General features: G+C 60.3%; 18 protein-coding genes and 4 pseudogenes. 12 read left to right on the top strand and 10 right to left on the bottom strand.

Going from position 1 to position 22,969, the window contains the following annotated elements:
• Nucleotides 1-63 precede the first annotated feature (63 nt).
• From ACS5RD_RS20990 to ACS5RD_RS20955, 8 genes and pseudogenes are all read left to right on the top strand, one after another.
• A complete protein-coding gene (locus ACS5RD_RS20990; protein ID WP_489928984.1) occupies nucleotides 64-1,134 on the top strand; it encodes a cupin domain-containing protein in 1,071 nt (356 codons plus the stop codon).
• Nucleotides 1,135-1,201: 67 nt separating this feature from the next.
• Nucleotides 1,202-1,609, top strand: a complete 408-nt coding sequence (locus ACS5RD_RS20985) for a cytidine deaminase (RefSeq protein WP_489928983.1) — start codon at nucleotides 1,202-1,204, stop codon at nucleotides 1,607-1,609.
• Nucleotides 1,609-2,916 (top strand): thymidine phosphorylase, encoded by a 1,308-nt coding sequence (locus ACS5RD_RS20980; RefSeq protein WP_489928982.1) that lies wholly within the window; start codon nucleotides 1,609-1,611, stop codon nucleotides 2,914-2,916. Before ACS5RD_RS20985 ends, ACS5RD_RS20980 begins: the two co-directional genes overlap by 1 nt.
• Complete coding sequence (locus ACS5RD_RS20975) at nucleotides 2,917-4,113, top strand: phosphopentomutase (protein WP_489928981.1); 1,197 nt, start codon at nucleotides 2,917-2,919, stop codon at nucleotides 4,111-4,113.
• Complete coding sequence (locus ACS5RD_RS20970) at nucleotides 4,110-5,102, top strand: adenosine deaminase (RefSeq protein WP_489928980.1); 993 nt, start codon at nucleotides 4,110-4,112, stop codon at nucleotides 5,100-5,102. Before ACS5RD_RS20975 ends, ACS5RD_RS20970 begins: the two co-directional genes overlap by 4 nt.
• Entirely contained in the window at nucleotides 5,095-5,727 is a 633-nt protein-coding gene (gene upp, locus ACS5RD_RS20965; RefSeq protein WP_054006893.1) for a uracil phosphoribosyltransferase, read from the top strand. Before ACS5RD_RS20970 ends, upp begins: the two co-directional genes overlap by 8 nt.
• A 67-nt stretch (nucleotides 5,728-5,794) precedes the next feature.
• Nucleotides 5,795-7,000, top strand: coding sequence for an SPOR domain-containing protein (locus ACS5RD_RS20960; protein ID WP_489928979.1), 1,206 nt, complete (start codon nucleotides 5,795-5,797; stop codon nucleotides 6,998-7,000).
• A 73-nt stretch (nucleotides 7,001-7,073) separates the two neighbouring features.
• A pseudogene (locus ACS5RD_RS20955) lies at nucleotides 7,074-7,757 on the top strand (IS110 family RNA-guided transposase); the annotation flags it as partial.
• On the opposite strand, the pseudogene ACS5RD_RS20950 reads toward ACS5RD_RS20955, so the two are convergent.
• From ACS5RD_RS20950 to ACS5RD_RS20940, 3 genes and pseudogenes are all read right to left on the bottom strand, one after another.
• Nucleotides 7,754-8,404: pseudogene (locus ACS5RD_RS20950) on the bottom strand (transposase); the annotation flags it as partial. The pseudogenes ACS5RD_RS20955 and ACS5RD_RS20950 overlap by 4 nt on opposite strands.
• Before the next feature lie 59 nt (nucleotides 8,405-8,463).
• Nucleotides 8,464-8,649 (bottom strand): IS66 family insertion sequence element accessory protein TnpB, encoded by a 186-nt coding sequence (gene tnpB / locus ACS5RD_RS20945; RefSeq protein ID WP_489931416.1) that lies wholly within the window; start codon nucleotides 8,647-8,649, stop codon nucleotides 8,464-8,466.
• Nucleotides 8,650-8,955: 306 nt separating this feature from the next.
• On the bottom strand, nucleotides 8,956-9,150 hold the full coding sequence (locus tag ACS5RD_RS20940; RefSeq protein WP_489931415.1) for a transposase: 195 nt from the start codon (nucleotides 9,148-9,150) through the stop codon (nucleotides 8,956-8,958).
• A gap of 197 nt (nucleotides 9,151-9,347) precedes the next feature.
• Here ACS5RD_RS20940 and ACS5RD_RS20935 point away from each other — a divergent pair.
• Nucleotides 9,348-9,539 (top strand): annotated as a pseudogene (locus ACS5RD_RS20935) (IS110 family transposase); the annotation flags it as partial.
• A gap of 300 nt (nucleotides 9,540-9,839) precedes the next feature.
• Here the strand turns inward: ACS5RD_RS20935 and ACS5RD_RS20930 are convergent.
• Together ACS5RD_RS20930 and ACS5RD_RS20925 are read right to left on the bottom strand one after the other, a co-directional pair.
• Nucleotides 9,840-10,859, bottom strand: a complete 1,020-nt coding sequence (locus tag ACS5RD_RS20930) for a hypothetical protein (protein WP_489928978.1) — start codon at nucleotides 10,857-10,859, stop codon at nucleotides 9,840-9,842.
• 64 nt (nucleotides 10,860-10,923) lie between these two features.
• Entirely contained in the window at nucleotides 10,924-12,549 is a 1,626-nt protein-coding gene (locus ACS5RD_RS20925) for an AMP-binding protein (RefSeq protein ID WP_489928977.1), read from the bottom strand.
• 100 nt (nucleotides 12,550-12,649) lie between these two features.
• Between ACS5RD_RS20925 and ACS5RD_RS20920 the strand changes: the two genes are divergently transcribed.
• Complete coding sequence (locus ACS5RD_RS20920; RefSeq protein WP_489928976.1) at nucleotides 12,650-13,570, top strand: DMT family transporter; 921 nt, start codon at nucleotides 12,650-12,652, stop codon at nucleotides 13,568-13,570.
• Here the strand turns inward: ACS5RD_RS20920 and ACS5RD_RS20915 are convergent.
• On the bottom strand, nucleotides 13,567-14,145 hold the full coding sequence (locus tag ACS5RD_RS20915; RefSeq protein ID WP_489928975.1) for a thymidine kinase: 579 nt from the start codon (nucleotides 14,143-14,145) through the stop codon (nucleotides 13,567-13,569). The two genes, ACS5RD_RS20920 and ACS5RD_RS20915, sit on opposite strands and share 4 nt — an antisense overlap.
• 426 nt (nucleotides 14,146-14,571) lie before the next feature.
• Here ACS5RD_RS20915 and ACS5RD_RS20910 point away from each other — a divergent pair, with 426 nt between their 5' ends.
• A complete protein-coding gene (locus ACS5RD_RS20910; protein ID WP_489928974.1) occupies nucleotides 14,572-15,027 on the top strand; it encodes a hypothetical protein in 456 nt (151 codons plus the stop codon).
• Between the two features lie 57 nt (nucleotides 15,028-15,084).
• On the opposite strand, the gene ACS5RD_RS20905 is transcribed toward ACS5RD_RS20910, so the two are convergent.
• The gene (locus tag ACS5RD_RS20905; protein ID WP_489928973.1) at nucleotides 15,085-16,446 is read right to left on the bottom strand and encodes a DEAD/DEAH box helicase; all 1,362 of its coding nucleotides are present in this window, start codon (nucleotides 16,444-16,446) and stop codon (nucleotides 15,085-15,087) included.
• 273 nt (nucleotides 16,447-16,719) lie between these two features.
• Nucleotides 16,720-17,196: a TIR domain-containing protein gene (locus ACS5RD_RS20900; RefSeq protein ID WP_489931414.1), complete on the bottom strand. Its 477-nt coding sequence runs from the start codon at nucleotides 17,194-17,196 to the stop codon at nucleotides 16,720-16,722.
• Nucleotides 17,197-17,216: 20 nt separating this feature from the next.
• On the opposite strand from ACS5RD_RS20900, the pseudogene ACS5RD_RS20895 reads away from it, so the two are divergent.
• Nucleotides 17,217-17,857 (top strand): annotated as a pseudogene (locus tag ACS5RD_RS20895) (transposase); the annotation flags it as partial.
• A gap of 40 nt (nucleotides 17,858-17,897) precedes the next feature.
• Here the strand turns inward: ACS5RD_RS20895 and ACS5RD_RS20890 are convergent.
• Together ACS5RD_RS20890 and carB are read right to left on the bottom strand one after the other, a co-directional pair.
• Nucleotides 17,898-18,985, bottom strand: a protein-coding gene (locus tag ACS5RD_RS20890) for an IS3 family transposase (RefSeq protein ID WP_489928006.1) whose coding sequence is annotated in 2 segments (ribosomal slippage) — nucleotides 17,898-18,730 and nucleotides 18,730-18,985 — 1,089 coding nt in all. Because the reading frame shifts where the segments join, the coding sequence is not laid out codon by codon here.
• Nucleotides 18,986-19,531: 546 nt separating this feature from the next.
• Complete coding sequence (gene carB / locus ACS5RD_RS20885; protein ID WP_489928972.1) at nucleotides 19,532-22,876, bottom strand: carbamoyl-phosphate synthase large subunit; 3,345 nt, start codon at nucleotides 22,874-22,876, stop codon at nucleotides 19,532-19,534.
• Between the last annotated feature and the right edge of the window lie 93 nt (nucleotides 22,877-22,969).

Genomic DNA, 22,969 nt, shown 5'->3' with positions numbered 1-22,969 from the left:
CTTGAAATAGAAACTTTAAGTTTGAAATATAGCGTCAACACAATCGCCCAAAGGGAAAAGTTGATGTCTGATATTCGCGCCGAAATCGTGCTGCCGACCCGCGACTTGCGCAAGGATTTGCCGTTCTTTACCAAGACTTTGGGGATGCGGATGGATATGATCTATCCGGCAGACAACCCAGCCGTTGCGGTGATCTCGGGGCATGGGCTGCGGCTGCGGTTGGATGCCGAAAGCAAGGCAGCACCCGGTTTGCTGCGGATTTTGACCGATGAGCCGATTGCCGATGGCGCGAAGGCTTTGACCTCGCCGGGCGGCACGCAGGTTGAGATTGACGAGTTGAACCCGCCGCTGGTGTTGCCGAAAACCGAACATGCGTTTGTGGTGCGCAGGCTTGCCGATCAAGCGCCTTGGGTGATCGGGCGGGCCGGGATGGAATACCGCGATCTGATCCCGACGCGGTTGGGCGGCGCGATGATCGCCAGCCACATCCGGGTGCCGGACGGTCCGGTGCCGGATATGGTGCATTTCCATAAGGTCGGGTTTCAGCTGATCTTCTGCGTCGCGGGCTGGGTCGATGTTCTCTATGAAGATCAAGGCGATATCATGCGGATCGAAGCGGGCGATTGCTTTATCCAGCCGCCGACCATCCGCCATAAAGTGCTGCATTCCGAAGGCGTGCAGGTGGTGGAAATCGGTGTGCCCGCCGAGCATGTCACCGAGATTGACCACGCTATGACCCTGCCGAATGGCGTGATCAACCGTGACCGTGAATGGGATGGCCAGCGTTTTGTGCATAACATCGGCAGCACGGGGGCCTTTGCGCCGTTCCGAATTCCGGGGTTTGAGGCGCGCGATACCACCATTGACGCCAACACCAAGGGGGTGGCGTCGGTGATGGTGGCGCGGCCTACTGGCGTGGCACCTTGGACCAAACACCAAGGCGATATTATGTTTAGCTTCGTGATGACGGGCGAGATGGTGCTGGAGGGCGAGGGCAAAGACCCCTTCCGTCTGGCCCCCGGCGATGCCTTCGTGATCCCGCCGGGGATGGCGACGCGGTATTCCGAATGTTCACCGGATTTGCAGCTGTTAGAGGTTTCGCTGCCCGGAAATCCGCCGACGCAGGTTCTGTAGCGCCCTTGCACTTTGGCCTGAAGCGGCTCACACTTCTGGACCATATGGTCAGGAAGTGGAGCCGCCGATGTCGTTGTTGAGTGCTGCAACCGAGGTGCGGCTGCGCGCCTATGCACCCTATTCGCGGTTCAAGGTGGGGGCGGCGATCCTGTCGGTTGAGGGCAATCTGCACGTCGGCTGCAACGTCGAAAACGTGGCCTACCCGGAAGGCACCTGCGCCGAAGCCGGGGCGATTGCGGCGATGATAGCGGGCGGTGACACAAGGATTGCCGAGATTGCAGTTATCGCCGATAGCCCCGAGCCGGTGCCCTGCTGTGGTGGCTGCCGTCAGAAAATCGCCGAGTTTGCGGGTCAAGACGTGCGCGTAACCCTATACACCACCGATGGAAAATCGAAAGTGCTGACGGTGGCGGAACTGTTGCCGGGGGTGTTTACCTTAGCCCATATGGACGCCACACTTAAGGTTGGGGTGTGATGGACGCCCGCGCCATTATCGTCAGCCTGCGCGATGGTGTGGTGCCCTCGGCTGCCGAATTGCAATGGTTCGCGCAGGGGTTGGCGACGGGTGCCGTGACGGATGCACAGGCCGGGGCGTTTGCGATGGCGGTGCTGCTGAAAGGCCTCGGCGAGCAGGGGCGTGTGGCGCTGACACGCGCGATGCGGGACTCGGGCCATGTGCTGGAATGGGACATGCCGGGGCCGGTGTTGGACAAACACTCCACAGGCGGGATTGGCGATTGCGTGTCGCTGATGCTGGCACCTGCGCTGGCGGCCTGCGGGGCCTATGTGCCGATGATTTCGGGCAGAGGATTGGGCCATACCGGCGGGACTTTGGACAAGTTGGAATCTATTCCAGGTTTCAAAACCGGACTGACCGAAGATCAGTTGCGGCGACAGTTGAAGGATATTCGCTGTGCGATCGTCTCGGCGAGCGCCGAAATTGCGCCTGCGGATCGACGGCTTTATGCGGTGCGTGATGTGACGGGAACGGTGGAATCGGTCGATCTGATCACCGCCTCAATTTTGTCGAAAAAGCTGGCGGCGGGGCTGGAAGCGCTTGTTCTGGATGTGAAATGCGGCTCTGGCGCGTTTATGAAAACACTGGAGGAGGCCGAGGCTTTGGCGCGGGCTTTGGTCGGCGCAGCGCAGGGGGCAGGGTGTATGACTTCCGCTTTGATCACCGATATGAGCCAGCCTTTGGCGACGGCGGCGGGCAATGCGCTGGAGGTGATTGAGGTGATGGAGACGCTGACCGGCACGAGCGTCAACGCGGCGCTCTGGGATATCACCATGGCGCTGGGCGGTGAGGCTTTGGCTTTGGGCGGCCTTGCTGCGGACCCTTTGGACGGGGCAGGGCGGATTGAGCAAGCGCTGGAATCTGGGGCTGCTGCCGAGTGGTTTGGGCGGATGGTGGCGGCGCAGGGCGGGCCGCTCGATTTTGTCGAACGCTGGCCGGACCGGTTGCCCGCCGCGACGGTAATCCGCGAGGTGCCAAGCCTGCGGCAGGGCTTTGTCACGGCGATAGATGGGCAGGGCTTGGGCCTCGCGGTGGTAGGCCTTGGTGGCGGGCGGCAGCGCGAGGGTGACAAGCTGAACCTGTCGGTGGGGCTGTCGGATCTGGCCGGGATTGGCGAGGATATCGGCGCGGGCGATCCCCTGTGCATGGTGCATGCGGCGACCGAAGCGGCGGCGGAAGAAGCAATTCTGCGGGTGCAGGCGGCCTATGCGATGGGGGCGGTGGCCCCGCCAGACCCGGATTTGATCATCAAAAGGATCACTTAGATGACGCGCGCGTTTCTGATCGTGATGGATTCGGTGGGCTGCGGTGGTGCGCCGGATGCGGCGGATTTCGGCGATGCCGGGGCGAATACGCTGGGGCATATTGCGCAGGCCTGTGCTGCGGGGCGGGCAGATGTCGGGCGTTTGGGGCCGTTGCGGATGCCGCATTTGGATCGGTTGGGGCTGGGGGCGGCGATTGAACTGGCTTCGGGGCTGAAGGCTCCGGGGTTAGGGTCTGCGCCTGTTGGGCGCTGGGGGGCTGCGACAGAAGTGTCGCGCGGCAAGGATACGCCCTCAGGGCATTGGGAGTTGGCCGGTGTGCCAGTGCCGTGGGATTGGACGTATTTTCCCGATACAGTTCCGGCGTTTCCGCCCGATTTGGTGGCGCTGGTGTGTAAGCTGGCCGGAACCGAGGGGATTTTGGGCAACTGCCATGCCTCGGGCGTGCCGATCATCGAGCAACATTGCGCCGAACATCTGCGCACAGGCTGGCCGATTTGCTATACCTCGGCGGATTCCGTGTTCCAGATCGCGGCGCACGAGGAGGCGTTTGGGTTGGAGCGGCTGTTGAAGCTGTGTCAGGATCTGGCACCGCATCTGCACGCGATGAAGGTGGGCCGGGTGATCGCGCGGCCGTTTACCGGGGGGCCGGGGGCGTTCAAGCGCACCTCGAATCGGCATGATTACGCGATGGACCCGCCGGGGCCGACTTTGCTGGAATGGGTGCAGGGCGCGGGGCGCGCCACCCATGCGATTGGCAAGATCGGCGATATTTTCTCGATGAAGGGCATTGGCAAGCTGTGGAAGGGCAAGAGTGACCTTGACCTTTTTGGGTATTTGGATGGCTTGGTGGACGGTGCAGAGGACGGTTCCTTGACCTTTGCGAACTTTGTCGAATTTGACACGCTGTATGGTCATCCCCGCGATGTGGCGGGATATGCCCGCGCGCTCGAATGGTTTGACGGGCGGGTGGGGGCTTTGCTGACGCGGCTGCGCCCCGGTGATCTGGCGATATTCACCGCTGATCATGGCAATGATCCGACTTGGGTGGGGACGGAACATACCCGGGAACGGGTGCCTGTGGTCTGTGCCGGGATAGGTTCGGGCAGCTTGGGGCTGCGAGCGTTTGCGGATGTGGGGGCCTCGGTGGCGGCGCATTTGGGGGTGACGGCGCAGGGGCCGGGGAGGAGTTTTCTTTGACGATCAACAGCTTGCCGAAGGTGGAATTGCATCTGCATCTGGAAGGCGCAGCGCCACCTGCGTTCATCAAGGGTCTTGCGAAAGAGAAGAACATCGACATCGCCGGGATTTTCAACGAGGACGGCAGCTACCGCTTTACCGATTTCTGGAACTTTCTGAAGGTCTATGAGGCGGCGTGTGAGCCGTTGAAGGGGCCGCAGGATTTTTATCGGTTGACCCTCGCCGTGCTTGAAGAAAGCGCAGCAAGTGGCGTAGTTTACAGCGAAACTTTTCTTTCGCCAGATTTTTGCGGCGGGCGCGATCTGGGTGCATGGAAGGAATATCTGCACGCGATCACGGAGGCTGCCGCCAAAGCCGAGAAGGATTTCGGCATTACGCTGCGCGGCATCGTCACGCCGATCCGGCATTTTGGACCGGAAAAGGCCCGCGAAACTGCGCGCTGTGCGGCGGAGACCGCGGGCCACTTCATCACCGGTTTTGGTATTGGTGGCGATGAAAAATCCGGTGAATTGAAGGATTTTCTGTGGTCGTTCGATGCGGCGCGCGAGGCGGGATTGCGGATCACCGCCCACGCCGGCGAGTGGAAAGGCCCCGATGAGGTGCGCGCGGCGATGAATGATCTGGGCGCGGAGCGCATTGGTCATGGAGTGCGCGCGATTGAGGATATGGCACTGGTTGAGGAAATCGCCGAGCGTGGCGTGGTGCTGGAGCTTTGTCCGGGCTCGAATGTTGCCCTCGGCATCTACCCCAGTTTCCGCAAGCATCCGATTGGTGTGATGTTTGATCGCGGCGTCAAGGTGACGATCAACACCGACGATCCGCCGTTTTTCCACACCACGATGGCGCGCGAATACGAGATGTTGAATCAAGCGTTTGATTGGGACGAGGGGGTTTTTGCCAAGATCGCCCGCACCGCGCTTGACGCGGCGTTTTGTGACGCCGATACCAAAACCCGCATTCTGAAAATTCTGGAGCAGGCTAATGGCTGAACATCTGACCGTCGTTTCTCACCCATTGGTGCAGCATAAGCTGACGCTTATGCGCGAAAAAGACACCTCGACCGCGTCTTTCCGCAAGCTTTTGCGCGAGATCAGCCTGCTGCTCGCCTACGAGGTGACGCGCGAATTGCCGATGACCACCAAGCACATCGAGACGCCGATTGAGCCGATGGACGCGCCGACGATTGACGGCAAGAAACTGGCGTTGATCTCGATCCTGCGGGCGGGCAATGGGCTGCTGGATGGCATCTTGGAATTGATCCCGGCGGCCCGGGTCGGGTTTATCGGATTGTACCGCGACCCGGAAACACTGCAGCCGGTGCAATACTACTGCAAACTGCCCGATCATCTGGAGGAGCGGGTGTCGATCGTGGTTGATCCGATGCTGGCGACGGGGAATTCCTCGGTCGCGGCGATTACGCTTTTGAAACAATCGGGTGCGAAGAATATTCGGTTTTTGTGCCTGCTCGCCGCCCCCGAGGGCATTGCCCGGATGAAAGAAGCCCATCCCGATGTGCAGATCGTCACAGCAGCAGTAGACAGACAGCTGAATGACCACGGATATATTGTCCCAGGGCTAGGGGATGCGGGCGACCGGATGTTTGGCACTAAATAAAGCTTAGCCCCCTTTACTCGGAAACAATCCTGACGCATTCTTTCCCCAAAACTACTTGGGGGTAGTCATGCTATTGAAAATTGTATCGGTCGCGGTGTTTGCGGTTGTGATGGGTCCGATTGTGGCCTCTGCGCAGACAGTGGCGCAGATTGGCCAACCTGCTGAACGCCCGCCGGCCAGTTTTAAGGGCGCGCAATACGTTGACAGCCGGGGCTGCGTTTTCATGAACGCAAGCTACGCGGGTGCTGCGCAATGGGTGGCGCGGGTGGACCGCAAGCACAAGGTTCTGTGTGGCTATCCGCCGACATTTGGCGCCCGCCCCGCGATTGAAGTCGCCGAAGATGTGGCCCCGGTTAAGGCGGCCCCAGTGATGGTGGCTGCGGCCCCCGTGGTGGTGAAGCCCGCGAAAGCCAATGCGCCGATGGCGACGGTGGCCAGTGCGATGATGCCCGAAGCTGTGATGGTTGCACCCGTGCCGCAGGTGCGGGTCGAACATCCGACCGCAGGTCTGGTGGCGAGTTTGCCGACCCCGGCGCAGGCTTATGAGCGGGCGGCGAGTGTTGGCCCGGCTGCGGGCAAGATCGGCTGCTATATCTCGGCTCCGGTGGCGGAGGTGGTGCGGTTGCGCAATGGCGGCACGGCGGTGGTCTGCACGCGCGGCGACGGCACGCTGACCGGCTGGCGGTCGCCGATCTATCCACGCAGCGCGGGTGTCGGTGCGGCGTTGAGCGCGCCTGTGCAGGTGGCACGGGCGGACAATCCGGGCGTCGGACGGGTGGCGGCTGCCCCCGTATATGCCTCGGCTGCGGTGCCGAATGTGGTGGTGCCGAAGGGCTACAAAGTCGCATGGACCGATGGCCGCTTGAACCCGCTGCGCGGCGTTGGCACGGCAGAAGGGCAGGCGGCGCAGGATCAGTTGTGGACGCAGAAGGTTCCGGCGCAGTTGATCACTGATGTGCAGAAGGCCAAGACCCGCAAGCACAAGCCAGTGGCCTCGGTGACGGTGTCGTCCTCGGGTCAGGCCGAGGTTGCGCCGAAAGCCGTGCGTGGCGGGGCTTGGGTGCAGATCGGCACCTTTGGCGTGGCCGCCAATGCGGCGGGGGCTGCGGCGCAGTTGCAGGCTTTGGGTCTGCCGGTGGCAAAGTCGAAGCTGCAGCGTGGCGGCAAGGATTTGCAGATCGTAATGGCGGGGCCGTTTGGCTCGGGCGCTGATGCGCAAGCGGCGTTGCGGATTGCGCGTGGCGCCGGGTTTGGCGACGCCTATATCCGCTAATGGGATGTGTCGGCTGCTTCCCCCGTTGGGTTATCCTGAAAAGGGATCAACCGTGCAACAAGGAGAAGTGGCCGTGTGTGCAAAGAAGACAGAAAGCCTTGATGATCTTGCCGTGGTCGGTGTCGACATTGGGAAGGATACGTTTCACTTGGTCAGGTTTGATCGCGTCGGCCAATTGGTCATGCGTAAGCAGATCAAGCGGTTGGCATTGCAATCGACATTCGAGCAGCTCCCGCGGTGCATCGTGGGGATGGAGGCTTGCCTCAGCGCCCATTTTGTCAGCCGGACGCTGCGCGGCATGGGTTTCGAGCCGCGGATCATCCCGGCAATTTACGTGAAGCCCTTCAACAAGGGCCAGAAGAATGACTACAATGACGCTGAGGCGGCGCTGCGACCTAACCTGCGGACCGTTTCGGAGAAAGATCAGGATCAGCTCGATCTTCAGGCATTGCATCGGGTCCGGGCGCGGCTGGTTGCGCGGCGCACGGCGAGCATCAACCAGATCCGGACCTTTTTGATCGAACAGGGCATCACTGTGCGCCCGGGTCTGCGGGCGTTGAAAAATTCGTTTGAGGCGATCCTCGAACAGCGGCGGGGCGAGATCGAGGAGATCAGCCGCACGGAAGAGAACTGCGCCAACATCATGACCATTCCCGGGATCGCTCCGATGATCTCGACGGCAATGGTCGCGGCAGTTGGCAAGAGGGAGGCTTTCGACCGAGGCCGGAACTTTGCGGCGTGGATCGGTTTGGTGCCGACCCATGCCGCGAGTGTGGAACGGTCCAGATCAATTCCCTGTCGGCTGTAAATCTGCGCCTGTCGGTAAAGTGGCAAATGGTCGGCGTATTTGGAGACCAGAACATCGGCAACGGTTGCCTCGGTCGGCATGCCGCGGGGGATCAGCCGCGCTGGTGCAGGTGCTTGCACCACACCGTTTGAGCAGGACCGGCAGCCATACTTCGGGCGGTGGGTGACAATGACGCGGAACTGGGCCGGGATCACGTCGCGGCGTTCCGAGACGCCTTCACCGATCTGATGCAGATCACCCCCACAGCCGCAGACCGATACCTCTGGCTCTATAAGCTCTTCGACGCGCAATAGATGCTTGGGCAAGGAATCACGATTGGCGTTCCGGGGCTTGGCTGAGCGTGTCTTGGCCGGATCAACCGCCTCATCTTCAGCATGGATAGCGGCAATCGCGGTCTCGATATCCTCCAAGGCAAGCTCGAACTGATCGGGATCGATCTTCTCGGATTTGCGCCCGAACATCGCCTGTTTGAAGGCTGCAACCAGCACTTCCAGCCGATCAATCCGTTCTTGCTTGCGCTGATCTCGGGCCTCGGCGGCGGCCAACATCGCCTTCAAGGTGTCCAGATCATTAGGGAAATCGGCGGCGTTCAACATGGCCATTCTCTATCAAAACCCACCCCCGGCCGCCTGCCAAAACCACCCCCCGATGGCAGCTATTCCACTGCCATCGGGGGACGCACTTCTGCTGCCCGAACCCGTCGCCAATCCAACCCCGAGAACAGGGCCTCAAACTGCGCATGGCCAAGGCTCATCACCCCGTCCTTGATCGCTGGCCAGGTGAATGTGTGTTCCTCCAGCCGCTTGTAGGCCATCCATTGCCCAGCAGGCGATGCATGCATCACCGAGAGGGACCAAACCCGGTGCCCCTCTCGGTGAATGCGATGCATTCACCTGCCGGCAATGGCTGAACGGATCTTTGTGCAACGCGTTCTTCAGCAAAGCTGCCAACCCGTCATGGCCTTTGCGGAAATCGATCCACTGCCCGGCAGTGCATGCGTGCATGTGCGAGAGGGGGCTTGGTCGCCACCATGATCCGCACCCGGTTCGATGGAAAGATCATCCTGCGGCATTCAATGCGCGAACAATCTCTGCGATCCGCGCCGCAGGGGGGGCGGCATCCAACCGAAGCGTCACCTCGCCCCGGATCACGTCCAAAACATCCGCAAAAGGTGCCGGTTCTGCAACGGGGTCTTGGTGCACAAAGATCGGCGCAAACCCAAAATCCTCGCAACTGCAGGCAAGACCAATCTGCCGGTTCGCGCCAGGCGCCGCCATTCCGACACATGGTTCGGCCGCATATCATACCGCCGGGCAACCGCATGGACCGTCGCACCCTCCACCAACGTCTCCGCCACAATCTGAGCCTTCAGAGCCTCCGACCAATGCCGTTCCCTTTGGGTCCGACAATCAGATCAATCTGACTGAGAATGTCCACTGAGCGCCCCATGGAGAACCTCCAATCCAAATACACGGCACTGGCTGAATCTCAGATCACGAACAGATGCGGAAGCTGGGGTTGGAGCACCGCCTACCAAAGGTGATCATGACGCGTCAGAACAGGTGGTCTGCCTTCAGCTTCGGCCCCTGGCTGGCCGAAGCGGTGAAGCGCATGCCGGGCAACAAGGCAGCCGTTGCGCTGGCCAACAAACGTGCCCGAACCGCGTGGAGCGTTCTGCGACACGGGACCCGGTTCGACGCCCCAAGAGATATGGCCGTGGAAACCATCTGACGCTTTCCACGGTCAAAAGGAGTTCGCGACAGAGAGGGCAGCATGGAACGGAGAAAATACGCCCCCAGAGTCTGACGGCGCTTATGGTCAGCAAAGACCTTGCCGCTAATGAAACCACGGCGCGTGCATAACCCCATCAAGGCCACGGCCCGCGAGCCGATCAACAGGCCGGATACATATCAGCGATTTCCGAAGTCGTGCCAAATTCTCAATTGCCAACAGCAGCTGACACATACATATGGGCTGGGAGTGATTGCGAAGCCCCTCGGTTTGCGCCGGGGGGCTTTTGCTATTTCCAGCTCAGCCGGTGCAGATCGCTTGCAGGTCTTGCCAGTGTTGGGTGGTCAGAACCTCGGGCTCGCTGCCGTTCTGGAACGGGTCGGCCTCGATCAGCGGCAGGGTGGTTTCGCCGGATTTATCCAAGGCATAGGCATAGGGTTGGGCTGTGACTTGCGCCGCAGTGAACGCGGCGAGCAGGGCCTCATCCGATAGTGTGATGGCGGGCGGGCTGAGCAGGCTTTGGCCGTAGCCAACAAGCGCATCGGACGCAATCGCGCCGCTGGCGAGCAGACGTATGGTGGCCATCAGTCCAGCCTTTTCCAGCAATGGCTGCATTGGGTCTTTCAGCGCGGCTTGCCCGGTGGTGGCAAGGATATAGCCTGCGATGATATCCGGGCCCTCGGCGCTTTGCAGCAGCTTCAACGGCAGGATCAGCAGATCGCCGGGTAGTGCCAGCGGGGCTTGCAGCGCGTCGCGCACCACCAGCACATGCGGCGGATGGATGGGGTTCAGCCGCAGGCCCAAAGCCACTGAGGCCGCAGTGCCAGCCTTGCCGGTGCAGGGCGATCCGGTCAGTTTGGTCAGATCTTGCAGCGCCAGTTTGCCCAAATCGTTGCGGGTGGCGGGGGGCAGCATGGCGGCGGTGTAGTCAATCAGCTTGCCCGGCAGCCAGAACACCGCAAGCGATCCGATCACAGCACCAAAGCCGCCCAACAGCACACCGCGCAGGCGGCCCGGCTTGGGGCGGCGGCGCTCTAATGCAGTGCGGACGGTGTCCAGCGCTGCCATCATATCGCGGTCGTCGACCTCTAGGGTTTCGGGGTCATCCTGACCGGGGCTATACAAAGCGGGCAGTTTGCCGGGGTTCAACCGGGTCAGCGCGGGCAGCGACCACTGCGCCAGTGCCATTTCGGTCTTGGGGTCTGACAGCACGATGGTAGCTTCGCGTAAACCTACGACAACCTCGCGCAGTTGCGCCGAGGGGGTTTCGCGCCACAGCCCCGGGCTTTCCAGCCGCAGGTATTTGCGAAGTGCTGTCATTGCGCGGAAGTGTCTTTCCCTACTATCATTGGGTTACGATAGCCACTTGCTGCGCAGGCCACAATCACGCGTCCATCAGTTTCGCCACCGCGCGCAGCTCAAACTTCTGGATTTTTCCGGTCGAGGTCTTTGGAAGCTCGGTAAACACCACATGTTTCGGGGTTTTGAAGCCCGCCAGCCGGCCGCGGCAATGTGCGATCAACTCGGCCTCGGTGGCGCTCGCCCCCGGTTTGAGTTCGACAAAGGCGCAAGGCACCTCACCCCATTTCGCATCGGGCTTGGCGACGACGGCGCAGAGGCTGACGGCGGGGTGATGCATCAACGCGCCTTCGACCTCGACCGAAGACACATTCTCGCCGCCCGAGATGATGATGTCCTTGGCGCGGTCGGTGATTTTCAGATAGCCATCGGGATGCTGGAAAGCGATGTCTCCGCTGCGAAACCAACCGCCCTTGAACGCCTCGGCGGTGGCCTCGGGGTTCTTGTAATAGCCCTTCATCACCATATTGCCGCGCAGCGCGATCTCGCCCAAATGCGCCGCATCGCGGGGAACGGGATTGCCGCTGGTGTCATGCACTTCGGCACCCTCCAACATCGCCATCGCAACCCCGGTGCGGGCTTTCAAGGCGGATCGTTCGTCGCCGGTGGTGGCGTCCCATTCGGTTTGCCACAGACATTCTGTGGCGGGGCCATAGGTTTCGGTCAGACCGTAAACTTGCGTCACGTTGAAACCGAGGGGTTCAAACGCGGCGAGGGTGGCAGCGGGTGGGGGGGCTCCGGCGGTGAAGACCTCAACAATATGGGCAAAGCTGCGGCGGTCTTCGGGTTTGCAGTTGATCACGGTGTTCAAGACGATGGGGGCACCGCCGAAATGGGTGACACCTTCGTCGGCAATCGCATCATAGATCGCCTTGGCGGTAACATCGCGACAGCAGACCACGGTGCCGCCGAGCATCGGTATCATCCACGCGTGGCACCAGCCGTTGCAGTGAAACAGCGGCACGATGGTGAGGTAGGTCGGGAACAGTTGCATCCGCCAGCCGATGGCATTGGCGGTGGTGGCAAGATACGCGCCGCGATGGTGGGTGACGACGCCCTTAGGCCGCCCGGTGGTGCCAGAGGTGTAGTTGATCGCAAGGCTTTCCCATTCATCGTCCGGCATCAGCCAGTCAAAGCCGGGATCGCCCGAGGCCAGCATATTCTCGTAGGTCTCATAGCGACCCGAGGCGGTAAAGCCGTGGTCTACCACCTCGATGATCTGCGGCGCGGGGGTGGTCATCTGGGCGATGGCGGCCTCGGCCAAGGGCAGGAAGGCGGTGTCACACAGCAGCAGTTTCGCGCCCGCATGGCCGAAGATATAGGCGACGGTGTCAGCCTCTAGCCGCGTGTTGATGGTGTTCAGCACGGCCCCGCAGGCAGGCACGCCGAAATGGGCCTCGGCCTGCGCCGGGATGTTCGGCAGCAACGTTGCCACCACATCGCCGGGCAGGATGCCGCGCAGCGCCAGAGACGAAGCGAGTTGGCTGGTGCGGGTGGCATAGTCGGCATAGCTCAGCCGGGTGGATTTCCACACCAAAGCGGTGCGATGGCCGAAGACATTCGCCGCGCGGCGCAGGTGTGACAGCGGCGTGAGCGGCGCGTAGTTCGCCCGCGTTTTGCCAAGCCCGGTTTCATCTGCCAGCCAGCCCATGTTGTTCCCTCCCCGAAACCCTGTGCGGTATGTCGCTTTCTGACGTGCAGAGTGGAAGCGTTCCGGGCAGTTGGAAAGCGGGAAACCGAAGGATCATGCAGTGACCGCGACAAAAGACCATACTTTAGCCGCCGCCGGGCTGATCTTTACCTATGCGATGATCATCGGCTTTACCGATAACTATGTGAGGGTGATCGCGTCCGAGGTGGGCCTGTGGCAGTTCCACTTCACCCGCAGCTGTATCGCGATGATCCTGCTGGGGGCGTTGGCGGTGGCGTTTGGGTTGCGCTTGCGCCCGGTAAACCTGCGGGCGGTGCTGGCGCGCTCAACCCTGCATGGCTTGACGATGGTGATTTACTTTGGCGCTTTGGCGTTTCTGCCGGTGGCCTTGGTGGCCGCAGGGCTGTTCACCGCGCCTATTTTCGTGTTGCTGATCTCGCGCTTTGCCTATGGTCACGCCATTGGCCCGGTACGGATCATCGGGGTGGCGCTGGGGTTTCTGGGCGTGATTCTGGTGCTGGGGCCGGAAGCGATGTCGGGTGCGTCCTTGGCGGCTTTGCTGCCGGTGATCGCCGGCGCGATGTATGCGATGGGCAATATAGCGACGCGGGAATGGTGCCCCAACGAGAGTGCTGAGACGCTGTTGGCAGGGTTTTTCCTGGCCCTGGGGGTGATTGGCGTCGTGGGATTGGCGGTACTGGCGCTGTGGCCGATTGCGGTGCCTTTGGGGACGGATGGGTTCTTGCAGCGCGGGGCAGTTTGGGCCTCGGGTGGTTTCTACTTCTGGACCGTTGTGCAGGCGGTGGGCTCACTGCTGGGGGTGGGCATGATGATCCGCGCCTATCAGCTTACCGAAGCCAGCCGGGCGTCGGTGCTGGAATATATCATCCTGCCTGCGTCGGCATTCTGGTCGTATATGCTTTGGGGCGAGACTTTGACCCCCTTGGCGGTGTTCGGCATGGTGCTGATTGTGGCGGCAGGGGCGATGATCGCGCTGCGGGCGAAGGTGCAGGAAGCTTAATCAGCGACGGCCTCGCGCCAATGGCGGCGGCAGAGCGAAACGTAGGTTTCATTGCCGCCGATCTGCACCTGCTCGCCGTCTTTCAGCGCCCGCCCATCCGGGCCGCGCCGGATCACCATCGTCGCCTTCTTGCCGCAGTGGCAAATCGTGCGGACCTCACGCATTTCATCGGCCCAAGCCAGCAGTGCTGCCGAGCCGGGGAATAAATTTCCTTGGAAATCAACGCGAAGCCCGTAACACATCACCGGCACGCCCAGATCATCCACCGCGCGTGCCAACTGCCAGACCTGTTCTTTGGTCAAAAACTGCGACTCGTCGATGAACACGCAGGCCACCGGACTTTGCGCAAAGCGAGCTGAAAGCTTGGCAAAAAGATCATCCTCGGGCGCGAACGTATCCGCCGCCTCGCCAATGCCAATACGGCTGGCGATCCGACCTTCGCCTGCGCGATTGTCGAATTGTGCGGTGATCAGATAGGTCTGCATCCCGCCCTCGCGGTAGTTATGCGCGGCTTGCAGCAGCAGCGTCGATTTGCCTGCGTTCATGGTGGAGTAGTGGAAATAAAGCTTGGCCATGCGCCGATCTAGCGCATGGCCAAGGGCACTGGCAAGACCGTGCGAGGAAGTCACGGTGGCTTGCCGCAGCGAAACAACGCGACACCAAGAACATACAGGCACGCTGGCAACACACACAAAAACTACACGGCACATACCGGGGTGGGGCCAAAGCAGACCCGCCGCAAATCATCACGCGCGATCAGGCAAGCCCAAACGCAAACTCAAGTGGTAGGCTCGCCGTGCGACCGTGACACTTGCCCCAGATCACCCTGATGGGCCTATGCACGACGGAACCCCACCCACACCAACGCTGGGGGCGCTGGCCACTCACTACGCGTTCCGGTTGCCCGGAACACCTTTATGCATGACAAATCCTTAGGGCGGGATTAATGGGAAAAGATAGAATGAATTCCCCGGCTTAGCCGCAAGGGGAGTGTGGAGCGGATGATGAGTACCGAAAGCTATCTGAAAAAACACACCGAAGCGCTGGTCAAAGATGTCGGCATCGAGGCCGCTTGTGCTTTGACTGGCAAATCGAAGGCGACGCTGGGGCGGTATTACTCGGATTCCGATGAGCATGACGACCGCTTCATGCCGATTGATGTGGTGGCGCAACTGGAATCTGCGGCGCGGTTCCCGCATGTGACCTCGGCCTTAGCCGATCTGCGCGGCATCACGCTCAGCTACGATCCGGAAAAGCGAAATTCGGATGGCAAGGGCGTCAATGGCGATGTGGTGGCGCTGGCGCAGCGCTTTGCGATGCTGATGGCAGAGTATAACGCAGCGATTGGCGATGGGGTGATTTCGGTCAACGAGGCCAAACGGATGCTGCGGGAAACCTTGGCTATTCAACAGGTTCTGCTGGATATGAAGCTGAACTTGGAAGATGAAGTCAGCTAGGTTTTACCTGACGTAGTCTAATGAAAACGCCCGGAGATCATCCGGGCGTTTTTAGTTTTAGCGTGGTGTGCGGGCCACTGCGCTGCGCGGCTTGGCCGCCCCATCAGCCCGGCGTGGCGCAAAGCTGCCGCCTGCGGGCTTCGGTTTGCCCATTGGTTTCGCACCGGGCTTGCCGGGGGCCGCGCGCTGGATCGGCTGCGATCCGGGTTTTTGACCACCACGGCCTTGGCCGGGGCGTTGGCCACGGTTCTGGCCGGGCTTTGGCGCTGCTGCCACGGCGTCAGCAGCCCAAGGCGCACCACCCAAAACCGGGATCGGCTTTTTCAGCAGCTTTTCAACGGCTTGCAATTCGCCCATCTCGGCAGGCGCACAGAAGGAAATCGAGGTGCCTTCCTTGCCTGCCCGCGCGGTGCGGCCAATGCGGTGGACGTAGTTTTCCGGCACGTTCGGCATGTCGAAGTTATAAACAAAGCGCACGCCGGGAATGTCGATGCCGCGCGAGGCGACGTCGGTTGCCACCAGCACGTCCAACTCGGCCTTGCGGAACTCGGTCAGGGTGCGGTCGCGTTGGTTCTGCGATTTGTTGCCGTGGATCGAGCCTGCCTTAAAGCCCCAAGCCACCAGCAGCTTCATCAGCTTTTCCGACCCATGCTTGGTGCGGCCAAACACCAAGGCCTGCTCGCCTGGATGCTTCAGCAGATATTCCTTCAGCATCAGTGCCTTATCGCCATTCGGCAGGTAGTGCACGCCTTGGTCGATGCGTTCCACCGGCTTGCCCGGAGGGGCGACTTGCACCTTGATCGGGTTTTGCAGATAGGTCGCGGCGAGTTCCTCAATATCCTTCGGCATGGTGGCCGAGAACAGCAGGGTCTGGCGTTTCAGCGGGATATGCTTGGCAATTTTGCGCAAGGAATGGATGAAGCCCATGTCGAGCATGTGGTCGGCTTCGTCCAGCACCAGATAGCCGGTGGCGTGGAGGGAGACATCGCCACGCTCCAACAGGTCGATCAGACGGCCGGGGGTGGCGACAAGAATATCCGCGCCACGCTTCAACCGTTCGGCCTGCTTGAACAGCGAGGCACCGCCAACGACCATGGCGACCTTAACCGAGGTGCCTTTGGTGAAAACCTCAAGGTTATCCGCGATTTGCGCGACAAGCTCGCGGGTCGGCGCCAAGATCAAAGCCCGCACGGTTTTCGGCGCAGGCGGGTGGCCCAAATCAAGGATGCGGTGCAGCAAGGGCAGGCCAAACGCGGCGGTTTTACCGGTGCCGGTCTGCGCGAGACCCATCAGGTCTTTGCCCGCCATGATATGCGGGATCGCCTGCACCTGAATCGGTGACGGCATCTTGAGGGTGGTTTTTTCCAATGCTTTCAGGATGGTCTCCGAAAGCCCGAGGTCTGCAAAAGTGGTGGTCATAACAGTCTTTCCGGCAGCCAACAGCCGCCTTCCACCCCCGAAATCAGGAGCGGCAGTGGGAAGCGACACCCCCTCGCATCAGGCGCTTGCCCAATACCGTGGCCGTCGCGGAACCCCTGCGTGCGGTGGGAACCAGTCTCGGGGTCTTACACATGCTCACGCGGCACGGACGCTCCGATTGGGGGGAGATGGCGGATCGGCGGGGATTTGTCAAGGGGGGAGGGGATGCGCACGTTTTGCGATGTGCGCGGGAGCGTGCACACTCCAAAATGGCTATAGTAATTTCGCAGAGTCTACTGGAAGTCCGGCTTGTGAAAGTTCTTTTGCAAGGGACAACTGCCAGCCTCCGTTGGTGTCGATTTCTTTCCAAAGCACGCCCAAGATGTCACTTGGAAGTTCAATTTGGCCCTTCTTAAGTGCACATACTCTTGACCTACCAAGTGCACCAATGAAGTATCCTAACTCTAAGATAACATTTTGCCGCGCTCTTTGAGTCAAAGTATCTTCGCTCACAGCACGGCCAAGATCATCTGCAGTCAGTATGACTACCGCGTAGCTAGCGTTGTCAGCATGATGTTCGAATTTTTCAATGATAGTTTCCCCACCATCCGGCTGTTCTTTTAGGATGATCGGTTGAATGCCTATCTTCTCCAAGAACCTCGCAACTGATTGGAGTTCGGCTTCACCATGGCCATGAACGGTAATCCCCCCCGAAAGTAAGGGGCTGCATAAGTAGAATTTTCTCGCCAAGATGAACGAGGAGATTCTGAATGAAGACAAGCAGATACACTGAGGCGCAGATTCTTGCGATCCTGCGTCAGGCCGAAGGCGGTGTGCCGGTGGCAGAGCTGTGCCGCGAGCATGGCATGAGCAATGCGTCGTTCTACAAGTGGCGGGCGAAGTATGGCGGCATGGATGCGTCGCTGATCAGCCAGATGAAGGCCATCGAGGACGAGAACCGCCGGCTGAAGCGGATGTATGCGGACCTGAGCATGCAAGCCGACCTGCTGAAAGAGGCTCTCGGAAAAAAATGACGCGGCCATCTCAACGCCGCGAGATGGCCGAGAAAGCGGTGGCGCGACGCGGGGCAAGCATTGCGCTGGCCTGCCGGGCCTTCGGGGTCAGCGAGACCTGCTATCGCTATGGCCCGAAGTTAAAAGCCGAGAACGAAGAGATCGCCGACCTTCTGGTGGGTCTGACCGACGCCCGCAAGACCTGGGGCTTTGGGCTGTGCTTTCTGCATCTGCGCAACGTGAAGGGCCATCCGTGGAACCACAAACGCGTCTATCGGATCTATTGCGCCTTGGAACTGAACCTGCGGATCAAGCCCCGCAAGCGGCTGAAGCGGGACAAACCTGATGTGCTTGCTGTGCCCGAGGCACCCAACATGACCTGGTCCATGGACTTCATGGGGTAATCCCCCCATTTTTAACGGGGTGCATCCGTAGAACTTACGCGGCCATTTTCAGTTTCTGGGCGGGTGTGATGCCGCCGATGCCCATGTTCGGGCGGTCGTTGTTGTATGTCCATAGCCATTGTGTGGCGTGATCCTGTGCCTCCTCGATGGTTTCGATGATGTATTGGTCGAGCCATTCATGCCGGACGGTGCGGTTGTATCGCTCGATGTAGGCGTTCTGCTGCGGCTGGCCGGGTTGGATGTGCTGGATCGTGATGCCCTGTCTCTCAGCCCAGATCAGCAGCTTGCCACTGATGTATTCCGGGCCGTTGTCGACCCTTATGGTGCCGGGTTTGCCGCGCCATTCGATGATCCGGTCCAGGCTCCGGATGACCCTTTCGGCGGGTAGCGAGAAGTCAACCTCGATACCCAGCCCCTCGCGGTTGAAGTCATCCAGCACGTTCAGCAGCCGAAACGCACGGCCATCACCGAGGCGATCTGCCATGAAGTCCATGGACCAGGTCATGTTGGGTGCCTCGGGCACAGCAAGCACATCAGGTTTGTCCCGCTTCAGCCGCTTGCGGGGCTTGATCCGCAGGTTCAGTTCCAAGGCGCAATAGATCCGATAGACGCGTTTGTGGTTCCACGGATGGCCCTTCACGTTGCGCAGATGCAGAAAGCACAGCCCAAAGCCCCAGGTCTTGCGGGCGTCGGTCAGACCCACCAGAAGGTCGGCGATCTCTTCGTTCTCGGCTTTTAACTTCGGGCCATAGCGATAGCAGGTCTCGCTGACCCCGAAGGCCCGGCAGGCCAGCGCAATGCTGACCTTGTGTCGCGCCACCGCTTTCTCGGCCATCTCGCGGCGTTGAGATGGCCGCGTCATTTTTTTCCGAGAGCCTCTTTCAGCAGGTCGGCTTGCATGCTCAGGTCCGCATACATCCGCTTCAGCCGGCGGTTCTCGTCCTCGATGGCCTTCATCTGGCTGATCAGCGACGCATCCATGCCGCCATACTTCGCCCGCCACTTGTAGAACGACGCATTGCTCATGCCATGCTCGCGGCACAGCTCTGCCACCGGCACACCGCCTTCGGCCTGACGCAGGATCGCAAGAATCTGCGCCTCAGTGTATCTGCTTGTCTTCATTCAGAATCTCCTCGTTCATCTTGGCGAGAAAATTCTACTTATGCAGCCCCTTACTTTCGGGGGGGATTACCGAACGACAAAGACCCGATTACTTGAGACACTGTTTTCGATTGGGTAGCCGTCAATCTTTCCCACTCTATAGTTTCGTAGTATTTCTAGTGCGTTACCCGGCTTTACAGCCCAATGAGTTCTACTTTTTTCGAAATCAACATCAATTCTGAGTTTGAATCTCATTTCTTCAGAATAGATATTTTCAATAGTCGAGAAATCCTGACGATCATTAATTCGGAATAGCAGGTCCGTTCCAGTAATGCGGAGATCGGAAAGATGCACCAACCTAGCCTTCGAGCTTATGGATTCTTCAAACGCTATTATTGTAGGATAAGACTCTATTTCTCGCTGGTTTACATCCGAGCTTATTGGCGAAAGCCAAGACTTTATAGAATCTTCTGTGTATCCAAAAAGTCGCTCCAATGGAAATCGGCAGTATTCCGAATCCCACTGACTATCATTTCCAGAAATGATTAGATTGAAGCAGTCCATCTACTACCCTTGTAAAGTCCTCACCCCATAGCCCTCACCCCGAGCCTTCATCGCCTCCACAACAGCAATACTCGCCGCAGCGGTGGTGAAATACGGGATCTTGTCCATCAGCGCCACGCGGCGGATGTCGCGGCTGTCGGTGACGGCTTGGGTGCCTTCGGTGGTGTTCATCACCATGGCGATGTCGTTGTTTTTCAAGCGATCCACGATGTTCGGGCGGCCTTCGTAGACCTTGTTCACCAGCGTTGCCTTGATGCCTTGCGCGGTCAGCCAGGCGGCGGTGCCGCGGGTGGCGACGATCTCAAAGCCCAAGCCCACCAGTTCGGCCATTGCGGTGGCGAAAGCGGCGGTTTTGTCCATGTCTTTGATCGAGACAAAGGCGCGGCCTGCGTCGGGCAGGATCACGCCTGCGCCCATTTGCGCTTTCAGGAAGGCCAAAGCAAAGGTGCGATCCCAGCCCATCACTTCGCCCGTCGAGCGCATTTCTGGCCCCAGAACCGGGTCAACACCGGGGAAGCGGGCGAAGGGCAGCACGGCTTCTTTCACGCTGAACCAAGGGGTTATCGGATCGGCGAGGGTGAAGGCATCGGCCAAGGGCAAGGGCGTGTCGGGGCCGACGCCTGCGGGGTAGGGCGCGCGCATCGGGAAGTTCGACATCGGCTCGCCTGCCATCAGGCGGGCGGCGATGGCGGCAATTGCGCTGTCGGTGGCTTTGGCGACGAAAGGCACGGTGCGCGAGGCGCGCGGGTTGACTTCCAGCACGAAAATCACGCCGTCTTTGATCGCGAATTGCACGTTCATCAGGCCCACGACGTTCAGGGCAAGCGCCATCTGCACGGTTTGGTTTTTCAGTTCGGCAATAATCTCGGGCGACAGCGAATGCGGTGGCAGGCAGCAGGCCGAATCACCGGAATGCACGCCCGCTTCCTCAATATGTTCCATGATTCCAGCGACATGCACGTCTTTACCGTCGCTTAACGCATCTACGTCAACCTCGATAGCACCAGAGAGGTAGCTGTCGAGCAGAACCGGGCTGTCGCCGGACACCTGCACGGCGGTGCGGATATAGCGTTCAAGCTGGGCGTCGTCGCGGATGATTTCCATCGCGCGGCCGCCCAAAACGAAGGAGGGGCGGATGACCAAAGGATAGCCCACGTCTTTCGCCACGGCGAAAGCCTCGTCGCGCGAACGGGCGGTGCCATTGTGCGGCTGTTTCAGGTTCAGTTTGTGCAGAAGCTGTTGGAAACGCTCACGATCTTCGGCGAGGTCGATGGCGTCGGGGGTGGTGCCAAGGATCGGAATGCCTTCGGCGTGCAGCGCATTTGCCAGCTTGAGCGGGGTTTGGCCGCCGAATTGCACGATGACGCCATGCAGGGTGCCGTTTTCTTGCTCAACCCGCAGGATTTCGAGGACGTGTTCGAGGGTGAGCGGCTCGAAATACAGCCGGTCCGAGGTGTCGTAGTCGGTCGAAACGGTTTCCGGGTTGCAGTTGACCATGATGGTTTCATAGCCCGCCGCGGTCAGCGCATAGCAGGCGTGGCAGCAGCAATAGTCGAACTCGATGCCCTGACCGATGCGGTTGGGGCCACCGCCGAGGATGACGACTTTCTTGGCGTTCGACGGGCGGGCTTCGCACTCCACGTCGCCCATCGCCGGGGCTTCGTAGGTGGAATACATATAGGGGGTCTGGGCCTCAAATTCAGCGGCGCAGGTGTCGATGCGTTTGAACACGGCATTGACGCCAAGGTTGCGGCGGGCGCGGCGGATTTGTGCTTCGTCCCGGCCCGTCAGCATGGCAAGGCGGGCGTCGGTGAAGCCCATCATTTTCAACTTGCGCAGGCCGTTGGCGTCCAAAGGCAGGCCTTTTGCGCGGATCACCGCCTCGGCCTCGATGATTTCGCGGATGCGGGCGAGGAACCATGGGTCGAAAGAGGTGATCGCGTTGATTTCATCGTCTGACAGGCCGTGACGCATGGCTTGGGCGATGACGCGCAGGCGGTCTGGGGTGGCTTTTGACAGCGCAAGGGTGATCGCGGTGCGGTCGGGGGTGCCTGTAGCAGACACGCCGGGGATGGCGATTTCGTCGAAGCCCGAAAGCCCGGTTTCAAGGCTGGCAAGGGCCTTTTGCATCGACTCGTGGATGGTGCGGCCAATCGCCATCACCTCACCCACCGATTTCATCGCGGTGGTGAGGTTGGGCTCGGAGCCGGGGAATTTCTCAAACGCGAAGCGCGGGATTTTGGTGACGACGTAGTCGATGGAGGGTTCAAACGAGGCGGGCGTGACTTTGGTGATGTCGTTGTCCAACTCGTCCAATGTATAGCCGACCGCCAGTTTGGCGGCGACTTTCGCAATCGGGAAGCCGGTGGCTTTCGACGCGAGCGCCGAGGACCGCGAGACACGCGGGTTCATCTCGATCACCACCATGCGGCCGTCGGCGGGGTTGATCGCCCATTGCACGTTCGATCCGCCAGTTTCCACCCCGATCTCGCGCAGGACGGCGATCGAGCCGTTGCGCATGATCTGGTATTCTTTGTCGGTCAGGGTCAGCGCCGGGGCGACGGTGATGCTATCGCCGGTATGCACCCCCATCGGATCGATGTTTTCAATCGCGCAGATGATGATGGCGTTGTCGGCGGTGTCGCGCACCACCTCCATCTCAAATTCTTTCCAACCGAGCAGCGATTCGTCGATCAGGATTTGCGCCATTGGCGAGGCCTCAAGGCCCGAGCGGCAGATCGCTTCATAATCGTCGCGGTTATAGGCCACACCGCCGCCGGTGCCGCCAAGCGTGAAGGCAGGGCGGATGATGGCGGGAAGGCCTACGTATTCGATGGCGGCCATGCATTCGGCGACGCCTGCGGAAATGTCGTATTTACCTGAGGGCAGTTTTGGGGCTGCGATGATGGTGGCTTTGGGGTTTTCAAGCCCGATGCGGTCCATCGCTTCGCGGAACAATTTGCGATCTTCTGCCATTTCAATGGCCGGACGCTTGGCCCCGATCAGCTCAACATTGAACTTTTCCAACACGCCAAGATCAGCCAACGCCAAAGCGGTGTTCAGCCCGGTTTGGCCGCCCATGGTGGGCAGCAGGGCATCGGGGCGCTCTTTTTCGATGATTTTGGCGACGACTTCGGGGGTGATCGGCTCGATATATGTCGCATCCGCAAGGCCGGGGTCGGTCATGATGGTGGCGGGGTTCGAGTTGACCAAGATCACCCGGTAGCCTTCTTCGCGGAGCGCCTTGCAGGCCTGCGCGCCGGAATAATCGAACTCACACGCCTGACCGATGACGATGGGGCCTGCGCCGATGATCATGATGGATTTGATATCGGTTCTTTTCGGCATGCCCACTCTCCTGCTATTGCGCCCCCAATGCGCAAAACTTTGCGGGTTATAGCCATGCTCCGCCGGGGCGCAAGGGGCGTTGCGGGCGAAATT

It is taken from the genome of Cypionkella sp. PAMC25878 (genome assembly GCF_058135695.1).
This window is presented reverse-complemented; position numbering and strand designations above follow the sequence as displayed.

Excerpts from the sequence above, each read along its gene's own strand:
- ACS5RD_RS20990 (WP_489928984.1), top strand. The coding sequence starts at position 64 with ATGTCTGATATTCGCGCCGAAATCGTGCTGCCGACCCGCGACTTGCGC.
- ACS5RD_RS20985 (WP_489928983.1), top strand. The coding sequence starts at position 1,202 with ATGTCGTTGTTGAGTGCTGCAACCGAGGTGCGGCTGCGCGCCTATGCA.
- ACS5RD_RS20980 (WP_489928982.1), top strand. The coding sequence starts at position 1,609 with ATGGACGCCCGCGCCATTATCGTCAGCCTGCGCGATGGTGTGGTGCCC.
- ACS5RD_RS20975 (WP_489928981.1), top strand. The coding sequence starts at position 2,917 with ATGACGCGCGCGTTTCTGATCGTGATGGATTCGGTGGGCTGCGGTGGT.
- upp (WP_054006893.1), top strand. The coding sequence starts at position 5,095 with ATGGCTGAACATCTGACCGTCGTTTCTCACCCATTGGTGCAGCATAAG.
- ACS5RD_RS20960 (WP_489928979.1), top strand. The coding sequence starts at position 5,795 with ATGCTATTGAAAATTGTATCGGTCGCGGTGTTTGCGGTTGTGATGGGT.
- tnpB (WP_489931416.1), bottom strand. The coding sequence starts at position 8,649 with ATGCATGCATCGCCTGCTGGGCAATGGATGGCCTACAAGCGGCTGGAG.
- ACS5RD_RS20930 (WP_489928978.1), bottom strand. The coding sequence starts at position 10,859 with ATGACAGCACTTCGCAAATACCTGCGGCTGGAAAGCCCGGGGCTGTGG.
- ACS5RD_RS20925 (WP_489928977.1), bottom strand. The coding sequence starts at position 12,549 with ATGGGCTGGCTGGCAGATGAAACCGGGCTTGGCAAAACGCGGGCGAAC.
- ACS5RD_RS20915 (WP_489928975.1), bottom strand. The coding sequence starts at position 14,145 with ATGGCCAAGCTTTATTTCCACTACTCCACCATGAACGCAGGCAAATCG.
- ACS5RD_RS20910 (WP_489928974.1), top strand. The coding sequence starts at position 14,572 with ATGATGAGTACCGAAAGCTATCTGAAAAAACACACCGAAGCGCTGGTC.
- ACS5RD_RS20905 (WP_489928973.1), bottom strand. The coding sequence starts at position 16,446 with ATGACCACCACTTTTGCAGACCTCGGGCTTTCGGAGACCATCCTGAAA.
- carB (WP_489928972.1), bottom strand. The coding sequence starts at position 22,876 with ATGCCGAAAAGAACCGATATCAAATCCATCATGATCATCGGCGCAGGC.